This window comes from Rhizobium sp. Rhizsp42 (assembly GCF_047304155.1).
GTDB lineage: Bacteria > Pseudomonadota > Alphaproteobacteria > Rhizobiales > Rhizobiaceae > Rhizobium.
The window spans coordinates 21,241-34,329 of record NZ_JBGLYS010000041.1; the positions used below are offsets into that span (position 1 = coordinate 21,241).

The 13,089-nt window shown below is 58.5% G+C and carries 12 protein-coding genes; 9 read left to right on the plus strand and 3 right to left on the minus strand.

The window, feature by feature from the left end:
* Nucleotides 1-163 precede the first annotated feature (163 nt).
* From ACCD05_RS27190 to ACCD05_RS27215, 6 genes are all read left to right on the plus strand, one after another.
* The gene (locus ACCD05_RS27190) at nt 164-1,198 is read left to right on the plus strand and encodes a Gfo/Idh/MocA family protein (protein ID WP_413396684.1); all 1,035 of its coding nucleotides are present in this window, start codon (nt 164-166) and stop codon (nt 1,196-1,198) included.
* A gap of 11 nt (nt 1,199-1,209) precedes the next feature.
* Entirely contained in the window at nt 1,210-2,112 is a 903-nt protein-coding gene (locus ACCD05_RS27195) for a sugar phosphate isomerase/epimerase family protein (protein WP_018896483.1), read from the plus strand.
* 67 nt (nt 2,113-2,179) lie between these two features.
* A complete protein-coding gene (locus ACCD05_RS27200) occupies nt 2,180-3,412 on the plus strand; it encodes an ABC transporter substrate-binding protein (protein WP_112949560.1) in 1,233 nt (410 codons plus the stop codon).
* A 143-nt stretch (nt 3,413-3,555) separates the two neighbouring features.
* Nucleotides 3,556-4,458, plus strand: coding sequence for a carbohydrate ABC transporter permease (locus tag ACCD05_RS27205; protein ID WP_018896481.1), 903 nt, complete (start codon nt 3,556-3,558; stop codon nt 4,456-4,458).
* Nucleotides 4,455-5,282, plus strand: a complete 828-nt coding sequence (locus ACCD05_RS27210; RefSeq protein ID WP_018896480.1) for a carbohydrate ABC transporter permease — start codon at nt 4,455-4,457, stop codon at nt 5,280-5,282. The genes ACCD05_RS27205 and ACCD05_RS27210 overlap by 4 nt, the downstream gene beginning before the upstream one ends.
* Nucleotides 5,279-6,349 carry an ABC transporter ATP-binding protein gene (locus tag ACCD05_RS27215; protein ID WP_413396687.1) on the plus strand — a complete coding sequence of 357 codons (1,071 nt, stop codon included), beginning with the start codon at nt 5,279-5,281 and terminating at the stop codon, nt 6,347-6,349. Before ACCD05_RS27210 ends, ACCD05_RS27215 begins: the two co-directional genes overlap by 4 nt.
* A gap of 43 nt (nt 6,350-6,392) precedes the next feature.
* Here ACCD05_RS27215 and ACCD05_RS27220 read toward each other — a convergent pair whose 3' ends face one another.
* Nucleotides 6,393-7,424 (minus strand): aldo/keto reductase, encoded by a 1,032-nt coding sequence (locus tag ACCD05_RS27220; RefSeq protein WP_413396689.1) that lies wholly within the window; start codon nt 7,422-7,424, stop codon nt 6,393-6,395.
* Nucleotides 7,425-8,283: 859 nt separating this feature from the next.
* Complete coding sequence (locus tag ACCD05_RS27225) at nt 8,284-8,907, minus strand: HAD-IA family hydrolase (protein ID WP_413396691.1); 624 nt, start codon at nt 8,905-8,907, stop codon at nt 8,284-8,286.
* Nucleotides 8,908-9,049: 142 nt separating this feature from the next.
* On the opposite strand from ACCD05_RS27225, the gene ACCD05_RS27230 reads away from it, so the two are divergent.
* The 3 genes from ACCD05_RS27230 (at nt 9,050) to ACCD05_RS27240 (ending at nt 10,952) form a co-directional block, all read left to right on the plus strand.
* Nucleotides 9,050-9,355, plus strand: a complete 306-nt coding sequence (locus ACCD05_RS27230; protein ID WP_413396693.1) for a hypothetical protein — start codon at nt 9,050-9,052, stop codon at nt 9,353-9,355.
* A gap of 209 nt (nt 9,356-9,564) precedes the next feature.
* The gene (locus ACCD05_RS27235) at nt 9,565-10,272 is read left to right on the plus strand and encodes a hypothetical protein (protein ID WP_413396695.1); all 708 of its coding nucleotides are present in this window, start codon (nt 9,565-9,567) and stop codon (nt 10,270-10,272) included.
* 101 nt (nt 10,273-10,373) lie between these two features.
* Nucleotides 10,374-10,952 (plus strand): hypothetical protein, encoded by a 579-nt coding sequence (locus ACCD05_RS27240; RefSeq protein WP_113168333.1) that lies wholly within the window; start codon nt 10,374-10,376, stop codon nt 10,950-10,952.
* 282 nt (nt 10,953-11,234) lie between these two features.
* Here the strand turns inward: ACCD05_RS27240 and ACCD05_RS27245 are convergent, their stop codons facing one another.
* Nucleotides 11,235-13,022: a TniQ family protein gene (locus ACCD05_RS27245; RefSeq protein WP_413396698.1), complete on the minus strand. Its 1,788-nt coding sequence runs from the start codon at nt 13,020-13,022 to the stop codon at nt 11,235-11,237.
* Nucleotides 13,023-13,089: the final 67 nt, after the last annotated feature.

Consider the following 13,089-nt stretch of genomic DNA (forward strand, 5'->3'; position numbering starts at 1 on the left):
GCGGCGCAGTCGAGGTTAAGGCCCCGCATTTGCAGATGTTTTCCGCAGCATTTTTTGTCTGATCGCGTGGGATTGACAGCGAGAAACGTTTCCGCTTAGTATCGTAAACGTTTACGGGACAAGTTTCGGGAGGAAAGCCGGAGACTGTCCACGGGAGGAAATCGTGACATTGAATGCCGTTCTCTGCGGTTGCGGAGCCATGTCCAAGGGCTGGTTGCGCGCCATCAAGGAAACCCCGGCTCTTGCAGCCGAGATCGAGGTCAAGGGCCTCGTCGACGTCAATCCTGCGGCGGCTGAAAAGCTCGCCGAGGAGTTTGGTTTGAGCGGTGCCGTGATCGGCACTGACCTCGCCGACGTCATCGCCAAATCCAAAGCCGACATCGTCTTCGACGTGGTCATCCCGACCGCGCGCTTCAACGTGGTGTCGACGGCGCTGAAGGCCGGCTGCCATGTGCTGAGCGAAAAGCCGATGGCAACCTCGCTTGCCGAAGGGGCTGCGCTCATCGATCTCGCCGCCGAAACCGGCAAGGTGCACGCCATCATTCAGAACCGTCGCTTCATTTCGGGTGTTCGCCGCATGCGCCGCTTTGTCGAAAGCGGTGCCATCGGCGATATCACCGGCATCCATTGCGATTTCTTCCTGGCACCGCATTTCGGCGGCTTCCGCGAAGAGATGCAGAACGTGTTGCTGCTCGACATGGCGATCCATACCTTCGATGCCGCCCGCTTCGTCGCCGACAAGAAGCCGCTCGCCGTCTACTGCGTCGAGCGCAATCCCAAGGGTTCCTGGTACCAGCACGGCGCGTCTGCCAACGCCACATTCGAATTTGCCGATGACGTCGTCTTCACCTATCGCGGTTCCTGGTGCGCCGAAGGCGAGCGCACGAGCTGGGAAAGCCAATGGCGCCTCGTCGGCTCCAAGGGCATGCTGACTTGGGACGGCGAAGAGGGCTTCAAGGCTGCGACCGCTGGAAGCGAGCCCGGTCTGCTGCACGGCTTCACACCGGTCGAGGTTCCGGCACCAGGACATGACGAAGAGACACACGGCCACGCCAGCGTGATCGCAAGCTTCGTCGAGGCGATCAAGACGGGCAAGCGCCCGGAAACGGCAAGTTCGGACAACATCAGAAGCCTCGCCATGGTCTTCGGCGCGATCGAAAGCGCCAAGACCGGCAAGCGTATCGAAATTTCAGCATAAGGATTGAGATTGTGAGCAACCCCGCCAAGTCCATTCGCATCGGAACCATGGTCAGCGCGTCGAAGGGCGGCGCCGACAAGCGGATCGGCCAGATCGCCGATATGGGCTTCGAAAGCTTCGAACCCTTCTTCTGGCAGACGACCAACGGCCAGAACCTTGCCGAACTCGGAAAGCGCTGCGTCGATGCCATCGGCGACCGTGACATCACCATCTCGACGCTTGGGATGTTCGGCAACCCGCTCGAAACGACGGATATCGATCTCGATACCCTTCAGGGATGGAAGGATTGCATCGACAACGCGCATCACTTCGGCGCTACCTGCGTTGCCGGCTTCACCGGCCGTATCCGTGGCAAGGTGCTGACCGACAGCCTGCCGCGCTACAAGGAAATCTGGAGCGAGCTTGCCAAGCGTGCCGCCGACAAGGGCGTCAAGATCGCCTTCGAAAACTGCGCGATGGACGGCAACTGGCAGACGGGCGACTGGAATATCGCGCACAATCCGGATGCCTGGGAGCTCATCTTCAACGAGACGCCTGACGATAACATCGGCATCGAATGGGAGCCGTGCCATCAGATGGTTTATCTGATCGAGCCGCTGCCGCAGATCCGCAAGTGGGCGTCGAAAATTTTCCACGTTCACGGTAAGGATGCAACGATCCGCTGGGATGTCATCAAGGAGCATGGCATCTTCGGTAAGGAGAAGTTCGTGTTCATGCGGACGCCGGGCTTTGGCGACAGCAACTGGACGGACATCATTTCGGAACTGCGCCTCGCCGGCTGGTCGGGATCCATCGACATTGAAGGTTGGCACGATCCGGTCTATCGCGACGCGCTCGAGATGACCGGTCAGGTTCATGCGCTGAACCATTTGAAGCATGCCCGGGGCGGCGACTTCGTCGTCGATCCGGTTTGATGATATCGCGGCCGGCAAGGAGGAATTGCCGGCCTACGATCTAGGACAACCACAAAGGAGGAGAACCATGGCTATCCGTAAATTTGCAATGATCGGCGCGCTTGCGCTGGCGGGCGTGTCGCTCTTCGGCCTAGCCGCCAAAGCCGAAGACGTCACCCTGACCCTCTGGTCGCTCGACCGCGACATTCAGCCGGCGCCGAACCTGATCAAGGAGTTCAACGATCAGAACAATGGCATCAAGATCGAATACCGCCAGATCCAGTTCGATGACGTCGTCAGCGAATCGATGCGTGCGTTTTCGACCGGCAAGGCGCCCGATATCATCGCCATCGACAACCCGAACCACGCGATGTTCGCCGCCCGCAAGGCGTTTCTCGACCTGACCGACATGATCGCCAAGTCGACCGTCATCAAGCCCGAGAACTATTTCCCCGGACCGCTGAAGTCCGCTACCTGGGACGGCAAGCTCTACGGCGTGCCGAAGGCGACCAACACGATCGCGCTCTACTATAACAAGGACATGTTCAAGGCCGCCGGCCTCGATCCGGAAAAGCCGCCGCAGACTTGGGACGAGCTGGTCGCCGACGCCAAGAAGCTCACCGATCCGTCGAAGAACGTCTACGGCCTGACCTTCTCGGCAAAGGCCAACGAGGAAGGCACCTTCCAGTTCCTGCCTTGGGCGCAGATGGGCGGCGCGACCTACAAGACGATCAACGCTGATGGCGCGGTGAAGGCACTGACGGTCTGGAAGCAGATCATGGACGAGAAGCTTGCTTCTCCCGATACGCTGACCCGCAGCCAGTGGGATGCGACCGCGACTTTCAACGCCGGCAACGCGGCCATGGCCATCTCCGGTCCGTGGGAAATCGATCGCATGCTGACGGACGCCAAGTTTGACTGGGGTACGGCGCTGCTGCCGATCCCGCAGGAAGGCGCGACGCGTTCTTCGGCCATGGGCGACTACAACTGGGCGATCTTCTCTAGTTCCAAGCATCCGGCGGAAGCCTTCAAGGCGCTCGAGTTCTTCGCCTCGAAGGACGACACGATGTACCAGAAGTTCGGCCAGCTGCCCGCTCGTTCAGACATCGCCATCCCGCCGACTGGCAACAGGCTGAAGGACGATGCGCTGAAGACCTTCGTCGAGCAGCTGAAATATGCCCAGCCGCGCGGTCCGTCGCCGGAATGGCCGAAGATCTCCAAGGCAATCCAGGATGCGATCCAGGCTGCGTTGACCGGCCAGATGTCGCCGAAGGATGCGCTTGATCAGGCCGCCGAGAAGATCAAGGCCGTCGAAGAGTGACATATCAGGGCAAGCGGAGCGTGCGCGACGCGCTCCGCCTGTCCGACCCCAATGGCGTTTTCGCCATCCCACCGTTTCCTCCCGGCAGGGGCTGTCTTCCGCGCAAGCGCCAGACAGCCCCGTTCGGAGCTTAAGGGGTATCCATGAAGAGGCTATTTTCCAGCATCACCGATGGCCGCGGGTTCGACATCACGCTTGTCACCCTGCCGCTCATCTTCCTGTTCGTGCTCGCGGGCCTGCCGCTCGTCTACAACATCGTCATGAGTTTCCAGGAGGTCGACATGTTCAGCCTCGGGACCTTCGTGCGCCCCTTCGTCGGTTTCAAGAACTATGTCGATCTGTTCAAGCAGCCCGAAACGCTGCCCATCATCTATAACACCGTGCTGTTCGTCGTCGGTTCGATTGCCGGCCAGTTCCTGATCGGCTTCGGCCTGGCGCTGTTTTTCTGGGTGAACTTCCCGGGTGCCTCTTGGCTGCGCGGTCTGTTCCTCGTTTCCTGGGTCATGCCCGGCCTCGTCGTTGGCGCGATCTGGAACTGGGTGCTCTCTGGCGACTTCGGCGTCTTGAATTTCATCCTGCGCGAAAGCGGGTTGATCAGCTCCAACATCTTCTGGCGCTCGGACCCCAATTTCTCGCTGTGGGCTGTTGTCATTGCCAATATCTGGCTCGGCACGTCCTTCAACATGATCCTGCTTTCCGTTGGCCTCTCTTCCATTCCCGGCGATCTCTATGAGGCAGCTGAACTCGACGGTGCCAACGCCTGGCAGCGTTTCTGGACGATCACGCTTCCGATGATGCGCTCGACCATCGGCGCCATCGTTTCGCTCGGCCTGATCTTCACGCTGCAGCAGTTCGACCTGTTCGCGGCCATCACCGATGGCGGGCCGAACAATTCGTCCAACGTCACACAATACTGGGCCTGGGATCTATCCTTCCGGCAATACGACTTCGGCAAGGGCGCCACGATCTCCGTCATCATGATCGTCTTCGTGATGTTCGCCTCGATCGTCTATGTCCGGTCGACAAAACATGAGGTGCGCGGATGAGCGATACCAACCGCAACCGCCTGATGCTCTTTATCGCGATCGTCCTGGCGGCAATCTATCTCTTCCCGCTTTACTGGATGTATATCACGGCGCTGAAGAGCGGCTCGGAGATGTTTGCCAACCCGCCGAGCTTCTGGCCGTCCTCGCCGCAATGGGGAACCTACGCCTATGTCTGGGAAAGCCGGAACATGGGGCGCTATCTCTGGAACTCTGTCGTCATCGCCTTCGGTTCCGTGGCGCTGATCACCGTGCTCGGCGTCGGCTGTGCCTATGTGCTGGCGCGCTATCGCAACATGTGGGTGGATATCGGCCTGTTCCTCATCCTCATGCTGCAGGTCCTGCCGGCATCGCTGATGATCACGCCGATCTTCGTGGGCTTCTCGCAGTTCGGCCTGCTCGACTATCCGCGCTTCGCCGTGATCCTGGCGATCGCCGCGAAAAGCATGCCCTTCTTCGTGGTCCTGGTGCGCGCCACCTTCATGGCGGTGCCGATGGAGCTTGAGGAAGCAGCGCTGGTCGACGGCAATTCCCGCTTCGGCGCCTTCTTCAATATCGTGCTGCCGCTTGCCCGCAACGGCATCCTCGTCAGCGCGATCCTGATCTTCATGCAGGCCTTCGGGGAGTTCGTCTATTCGAAGTCGATGATCCAGGAAGCAGAGCTTCAGCCCGCCAGCGTCGGTCTCAACTCCTTCATGGGACCGAACACCAGCGAGTGGAACAATATCATGGCCTATGCCACGATGTATGTGACGCCCGTTCTCGCCATCTTCGTTCTCTTGCAGCGCCGCATCGTATCCGGCCTCACCTCTGGAGCCCTCAAATGACCAATCAGATCGAGCTCAGCGGCGTCAACAAGCATTATGGTGCCTTTCATGCGCTGAAGAACATCAACCTTGAGATCGCCAAGGGCAGCTTCGTGGCGCTCGTCGGTCCGTCGGGCTGTGGCAAATCCACTTTGCTGCGCTCGCTGGCAGGCCTGGAAAGCATCTCCGAAGGCGACCTGAAGATCGCCGGCGAGCTGATGAACAACGTTCCGCCGCGCAAGCGCGACGTCGCCATGGTGTTCCAGTCCTACGCGCTTTATCCGCATATGACGGTCGAGGAAAACCTGACCTATAGCCTGCGCATTCGCGGCGTCGCCAAAGCCGAGGCCAAGAAGGCCGCGGCCGACGTGGCGGCGACGACCGGGCTCTCCAACCTGCTGAAGCGTTATCCGCGCGAACTCTCAGGTGGCCAGCGGCAGCGCGTGGCGATGAGCCGCGCCATCATCCGTCATCCCAAGGCGTTCCTGTTCGATGAGCCGTTGTCGAACCTCGACGCGGCGCTGCGCGTTCACATGCGCAAGGAAATCCGCGCGCTGCACGATCGGCTCGGCGCTACCTCGGTCTACGTCACACACGACCAGATCGAGGCGATGACCATGGCCGACCACGTCGTCGTCATGCGCGAGGGTGTGATCGAGCAGCAGGGCAAGCCGTTAGAGCTCTACGACACGCCGGCCAACAAGTTCGTGGCCGGCTTTATCGGCTCGCCGGCGATGAATTTCATTCCTGGTGTCGTGCAGGCGGACGGAAGCGGGCTGGCCATCGATCTCGGGACGGTCAAGCATACGCTGCCGAGCAATCGTCAGCTCCAGCCGGGCCGCAAGGTGACCGTCGGTATCCGTCCGGAGCATATCGGCATCACCGCGACAGGGCAGGGGACGTTCGACATTCCTGTTGATGTTGTTGAATCCACCGGCTCTGCCACCTTCATCACGGCGGCGACGACGCCGGAACTGACGATCGTCGAGACCGGCCGCAGCACGGCCCGTGGTGGCGAGATGATCGGCGTGACCATCGATCCGGCACAGCTGCATCTGTTCGACGACGCGACCGGCTTTCGCATCTGAAGGAACAAGGCAGCGGCGGTGTGCGCCGCCGCTGCCTGATGATTTACCGTCCGCCTTCGAGCTTGCGGTGGCGCTGGTTCGTGCCGCCCGCGCCATAAGGGTAGTCGAAGGGGTGTGGCGCGCTGATTTCGGTGAGGCGGCTCATCTCCTCCTCCGAGAGGATGATCTTGGCCGCACCGAGGTTGTCCGCCAGTTGCTCCGTCGTGCGGGCCCCGAGAATGACAGATGTCACGGCCGGCCGCGCAGCGGTCCAGGCGAGCGCTACCTGCGCCATGCTGCACCCCTTGGACTTCGCGATATCCTCCACCGCCCCGATGATGTCCCAGGTACGCTCCTGCGCGTTTCGCTGGTCGTAGGACTCCATCCCGCGCTTTGGATTTTCCCCGAGCCGGGTCGCACCCGTCGGCATCTGGTCACGGCGGTATTTGCCTGTCAGCCAGCCACCGCCAAGAGGCGACCAAGGCAGCAGTCCCATGCCTGCATCCTGGCAGGCCGGCACGATCTCGAGCTCGATATCGCGCACGAGCAGGCTGTACTGCGGCTGCAGCGTTAACGGCCGGGTGTAGCCGCGTGCCTTGGCGATTTCGGTTGCCTTTGCGATATGCCAGCCGAGGTAATTGGAGAAGCCGTAATAGCCGATCTTGCCGCTGGACACCGCATCATCGAGGAAACGCAGCGTCTCCTCGATCGGCGTCAGGGCGTCCCATGCATGCATCTGGTAGAGATCGATATGCTCGACGCCGAGACGTCGAAGCGAGTCGTCGAGCGCGACGTTCAAATGCCGCCGCGACAGCCCGATATCATTCGGCCCGTTTCCCATCGGGAAACGTCCCTTCGTGGCGATCACCGCCTGGCGGGCCTCGGTCGGCCGCGCCTTCAGCCAGCGGCCGATGATCTCTTCCGAAACGCCAGCGCTATAGACGTCGGCGGTGTCGATGAAATTGCCGCCCCATTTGAAATAGTCGTCGAGTATCTTGTGCGAGGTGGCCTCATCGGCCTCCGCGCCGAATGTCATCGTTCCCAGGCAGTATGGCGCGACGATTGTCCCGCTTGGTCCAAGCTTTCGATAATCCATTGAACATCCTCCGTGTCGAAATGGGTTTCTCTGTCTGGATCGCCGATTAGGTTAGGTCGCCGATCCGCTTGCTGTCGTCTCTTCCAGAACTGTGGGGGAGCACAGAAAGTGCCCCATTTATACGAGGGGTCGATGCCCGCGCGTCACCTCAATATGTCCCGACAGGCAGCTGAAAATGACCCAAACTAATAAGGCTCTGTAGTTATTGGCAAATTTGAGGCGCCAAAAAAGTAAAAACGAAGAGGTTCTAACGGTCGGGGAATGGGAGTGAGGTCCGCTCGCACTGGCCGGACGAGGTAAAGGCGCAGGTCGCCCCGTAGGGAGCTCGACCCGGCGCGGTGGGAGGTCGCAGTGCGACAGGGCTTGTGGCCAGCCGATCTATCCAATTGGCGAACCGTGGGCGCGGCAAGTAAGCTGGATCTACCTGCACCTGAGGATGGGGTGAAGTACGGATCGGTTGTTGTCGAATTCCCATTTTCGGCACCGGCGATCAACACGATGAACTGGCCCAAAATCATCGTCGCGTCCGTTGCCATTTGTCTGGAAGAAAGCGCGTCTGTCGCTCGGCCCCTGTCGCGCGTGCCTGCGGCGTTCCTAAACTTTCCACCGAGCTCAGTCCCCGGGAGGGCTGCACCAACCAAGGACTTCCGCAACGAGGACGGTGTCCTGGCCGCGCTTATCAAGAACGACTTGCGCGCAGACCCTCTAAAGGGACGGTTTTCGCCTTCCGCTCGCGACAGGTGGATTGCATGAAGCTGATCGGATAGGACGTCAGCGGATTGGTGATCGCCTACATGAAGGTTTCCGACCTTGGGGTCATGAGGTGGGTCGGTTCGTGGTGTCTGTCATCAAGAACTGATCAAAGGCCCAGCTCTGCCATTACAGCCGACAAAGAGCTTCCTTCGCGCCACTGCGTAGCGTTCCAGCCTGAGTTCTTGGCAGCCGCGATATTCGCGTAGGTATCATCAACCAAAAGCAGCTGATTTGGAGGAAGGCCCGAGAGAGCGCTGGCTTTCGCGAAGAAGCTTGTATCCGGCTTACGGCACCCCAGCGCTGCCGAATAGAATATGCCGTCGCAGTAATTGCCCAAGCCGAGAACTTTTAGCAGGTATGTCGCGCGGATGTGCTCTTGATTGGTGGCAAGGTACACTTTCTTACCGAACTTGCGTTGCCGATTGAGCTCTTCAAGAAGGCCAATATTCAGCCGCGCATCATTTTCAAACCAGTAGGCGATAAACTCCTCATAGGTAAGATTTGGCGCAATTTTTGCCAAGGCGGGTTTTAAATGACGGGACAATTCCGCCTGACCAATGACAATCTCATCCCAGTAGGGCGTGAAGAACTCTCGTTGCAAGCTATCCATCGAGAATCCAAGATCACTTTCGATGGTTGATGCCCACGGCTTCCCGTCGGAAGGGCGGCCACAAACCAGAACGCCATCCACGTCAATCATCAATCCGCTGACATAGTCTAAAGCCCCCATGCCACCGTTCCTCACTTCGCTCCGCAGAGCAACGTGTCAATATCCTCGTTTGCCACATCGATCCACATTTAGTCAACGTTTACCGCCCCTGAGAACGGTTCGATCACACGCATCGTCTAAGAAGTCCCAGAAGGAGACCACTATGGCGAACAGCTTTCCAACAGGCGCTCAACACGACGAAACCGATGAGGATAGCGCGGAACAATCAAACAACGGAGCCGGAAACCTAGAGACGGCTAACAGCTCAGACCTCCCTCCTGCAATCAGAGCCATCCAAGAACTTTTTAGGCCGCGCTTTGAAGCACAGGATCGCCGCATGGAGGCTCTTGCCGCCGCGCACTTCGCAGCACGACTGGAAAACGCCAAGGTGACCCACGACCTTCCGGCTGACGAGGCGCTGAACCTACTCGAAGGCGTGATGGACGGCGAGATTGAATGGCCCGTATAGCCAGCTGCATTTGGTGTGCGCGTCTTCCTGGGGCGCTCAAAGCCTTCTACTGATCTACAGACTAAACAAGTCAATTTCACTTGGTGGTCGCCGGCACAAAGTCGGATGTGCGCGCCCGAAATATTTCCCACGATCTAACGCCGCACCGCATCTGGCGCTTGCCGGCGACAAACTCTGGCTCCACCATAGTTTGAAACTGGAGCGCATTGATGGATCACATTGAATTTGACGAAGCGCGCGAGAGGCGCCTGGAACTCTACTACGCACGGCAGCTGACTGCACTGCAGCGGGCGGCCGCCTCTGAACCACGCATCACCGATGCGCTCTCTGTCACGAAAGACAGCAGGTTGCCGCGGCTGGATTTGGAGTTTGCCGTGTGCCAAGGCGAATATAGTCCCGGTCGATGGCCGCTTGTCCCAGGGCTTGGAGCGGCGCTTGAAACCTATCTCGCAGATCTTCGTCACCTGGACATCGTTCGATACTCGAACAGCGTCGTGACGGGCCTCACCAGCCAGCACCTTGAAGCGTTCGAAGCGGTGGTCGCGGCTGCACGCGCGCTCGAAGAAATGGGATGGCCGGTCAATTGGAGACAGAACGTACAGAAGGTTCTCGAACAGACAGAGTTTGGCCTACGCAACGACAAACTCGTCGACCGCTTTAGCGATCTACCGGAGACGGTAGAATTGGCCGAAGAGATGTTGCTGCTGGGAACGCTGACGTTCTACCGCCAAATTCGAGCTAAAGATGGCTTTCTAAAACCATTTAAGGCGTTGTCATTTTCGTTGTCTAATAGGTCGCGGTACGAGGGTACGATGCTTCATCTCCGCAAGGAGGGCGAAGGGGTTCCATCGCGCTTCAGGTATTGCAGTGATTGGATTTCCAACGATCCTGGGGGTCATTACCGGCTATTCATCTGAACGCAGAGGCGTTGGTGCCCGAAGGTAGGTTCGTTTCGCAACGTTGTCCCTTGCAACTCTGTCGGCGACAGTTGGCGACAATTTTTTTGGAGACAACAGTAATGGCCCACCGCACACATCCAGAGCGCTTTTCCAACCGCACATGGACGCCAGCAACTCACCGAGAAACCGAACTCGCTAGGCGGCAAGGAACGATCGTGCAGGTCTACGAAGCATGGCATACGGGCGCCGGTACATTCGTGGACATCAACGCGCTGGGTCGCCAATCAGAGGGTCCTGACGAAGTTCCGGTTGGCGACCTTGGTCTCGACGAGAACTGCTACATTCACTTCGGGCCCGAGCAGGGGGGATGGCTGTCCAAGAGCAAGGATGTCTATGTCGATGGGATGTACCTCAACAGGCAGGAATTCAAAGGTCGCTCAGGCTACTTCCTCACCTTGGTAACCGATCAGGTCATGCCGACAGTAAACGCGCCACTGGAAGACGCCCGCATCGCATGCGGATGGATCGACTCTGATCTCTCTATAGATGACGCAATGACGTTGCTGGGCCTCTGGGGAGAAAGCTCAATTGTGGATAGCGCTCGTCGGTTCGAAATCGAGTTTCTTGTTGGCCAGGCGATATCAACGGTCGCCACGACAGTCAGCGCGGCCCCTCGGTTTGCTCCTGGATATCACTGACGGACTGGTTTATGCGGCTCATTATTGTCGTCTACGGCGAGGTCTGAGAAGAAACGTAAAGTCCGCCTCAGCGCTGTCGGAGCAAATCGTCTGCAATGTTTTAGCCACCGAGGGAACAGCGCGCCGTGGACGGAGCGGCCAATTGGGCCGGGAGTTGAGTGCAGATACGATGCCGGCGTTGGTGGGTAAACACGACCGCAATTGGGAGATGCGGACTGGTACCATTGGCTTCGCATTCCGAAGCCATGCAAAGGCAGGGTCCTTCCACAGCTTGCTCGGCCGTCAGAGTGTCTCTTGAAGCAATCGTACGACGTCAGCTCGCAACATGAATGCCGTCCTGAATTCCGATGGTGAAAACGCCGAGCGAATATCTCGTGACCGCATTCGCGCGTTAATCACGTTACGGTCAAGCCCGGTTTCTTTGACAAGTTGACCGATGGATACATACCTCCCGACGAAAGCTGCAATATCCGCTCGGCTGATCATCTTTCGACGGAAACGCTGGTTGAGGCCGCTAACCTCTCGGCAACAAATGACACCGTTCGCGAGTAGTTTCGCAACTGTGTCGGTCCGGATGTCCAATAGTCTCGCGGCTTGGAGAGCCGTTACGAAATCCCCGGGCGGATCGAGCTGACGAAAGTCAATCATGACGTTGTCAGCCATGAGCGGTTTGCCGCTGAGAGCTACGTTTGTATATGCTCCGGACAGGATGCCCGCGATGATATTTGCCTTAGATATCCCACTTCGGCGAGCTGCCAGTCGGAGTGTGATCATCTCGTTCGCTGAATGAGATCCAGCTCTATTTTCCACCGCTTTGCGAAAGGCCAGCAGGTCGCTCCTACGGAAGGTTCCCTGAAACTTCCTTTTTTTGGACCGCTCAGCTACCGACCGATAGGCGTTCTTAACAAGTCCTGCCTCAACCAGGCTGTCGAACATATCCTTGTCGCAGCCGATGATTTCACAGGCCGTCTTCGCCTTCACCATGTCGTCGGGGTCGTCATTGAGGATATCAAGAACGGCATTCACCGGAACGACCTCGGAACTGAGAGATGTGGTGACGCCGCTTTGGTAAAGACGAGTTTGCACCTTGCCTTTAGTGGAGCCGGTAATTCTCGCGATCTCCGTTGCGGACGTCCAAGTCTTGTTATTGCCTCGCATCTTTCCTGGCTTCAACATGAAGCGCTTGCTCGCGTGGTCAAGAACAAGGTCTTTGACTACCTGGTAGTCGTCGCCCGTATTGTAAATCAACAAATTCGCCAGCTTTCCATAGGCACTGTACAGCCCAGTTGCGCCGGGGCTGACGATAGTGTCGAGAGCAGCATTCAGGCCGGATGCTCCAGATTTCAGCACCTCCATTCCTCTTGCTGTCGCCGAAGCGACGTCGTGGTCGGACAGCTGTGTCACGGCCTGCTCCGCGCCATGAGCCAACGCCACGCCCAACAGTCTTGCTGCGTGGATGGCTGCACCGAGTGGCATCTTGTCCAAGATTGCACCATGCGACACATCGCCTGCCAGGCGCTCGACGATGAACGTATCAAGCGACGAGACTTCAGCTCTGACGGGAGCGTTGACGTGCGCCGCAACCACCAGGCTATTTCGATCCAGTACCTGGCAGAGATCATGAAGCCGGCTATGCGGCGGGAGAGTTTCGATACGGCAGCCATGTAGTGTGCAAGCTCTTGCCTCATTCATGAGCCAAGACTTGCGCCAATAACGACGAGTGTCCGTCATGCCATGATTACCAACATCATCGGCTGCAAAGCACTTTGGACAGAACGCGAGCTGGTTCTTGCGCATGAACTTTTTGGAGATCGTCTCGTTCGCAATACTGACATAGTGCCCAGCCCCAAAAATCAGCGCATGGGCAGACAATTCCCGGGAAGTGCGTCCCGTCAACGTAGCTAGCCCCTCAATCTCGGTGGATCGTCCCAGCAAGAACCCGGCAAAGTCTACGCCAATGTCGCCACAGAACGAAAACGTGCTCAGTTTCCCGTTGGCACGCGCAAGCCGAGCAACCCAGCTCGGAAGCGTCTCGTCGGGAAACAGAGGAACCTGAAGAATGCCAGCCATAAATAGAGTCCTTGCAGTCAAGTGGAGCGGAGGGGATATCCCCGGCGAACACTGCTCGCCGGGGAGG

Excerpts from the sequence above, each read along its gene's own strand:
- ACCD05_RS27225 (WP_413396691.1), bottom strand. The coding sequence starts at position 8,907 with ATGGGGGCTTTAGACTATGTCAGCGGATTGATGATTGACGTGGATGGC.
- ACCD05_RS27210 (WP_018896480.1), top strand. The coding sequence starts at position 4,455 with ATGAGCGATACCAACCGCAACCGCCTGATGCTCTTTATCGCGATCGTC.
- ACCD05_RS27220 (WP_413396689.1), bottom strand. The coding sequence starts at position 7,424 with ATGGATTATCGAAAGCTTGGACCAAGCGGGACAATCGTCGCGCCATAC.
- ACCD05_RS27245 (WP_413396698.1), bottom strand. The coding sequence starts at position 13,022 with ATGGCTGGCATTCTTCAGGTTCCTCTGTTTCCCGACGAGACGCTTCCG.
- ACCD05_RS27230 (WP_413396693.1), top strand. The coding sequence starts at position 9,050 with ATGGCGAACAGCTTTCCAACAGGCGCTCAACACGACGAAACCGATGAG.
- ACCD05_RS27200 (WP_112949560.1), top strand. The coding sequence starts at position 2,180 with ATGGCTATCCGTAAATTTGCAATGATCGGCGCGCTTGCGCTGGCGGGC.
- ACCD05_RS27240 (WP_113168333.1), top strand. The coding sequence starts at position 10,374 with ATGGCCCACCGCACACATCCAGAGCGCTTTTCCAACCGCACATGGACG.
- ACCD05_RS27215 (WP_413396687.1), top strand. The coding sequence starts at position 5,279 with ATGACCAATCAGATCGAGCTCAGCGGCGTCAACAAGCATTATGGTGCC.
- ACCD05_RS27235 (WP_413396695.1), top strand. The coding sequence starts at position 9,565 with ATGGATCACATTGAATTTGACGAAGCGCGCGAGAGGCGCCTGGAACTC.
- ACCD05_RS27205 (WP_018896481.1), top strand. The coding sequence starts at position 3,556 with ATGAAGAGGCTATTTTCCAGCATCACCGATGGCCGCGGGTTCGACATC.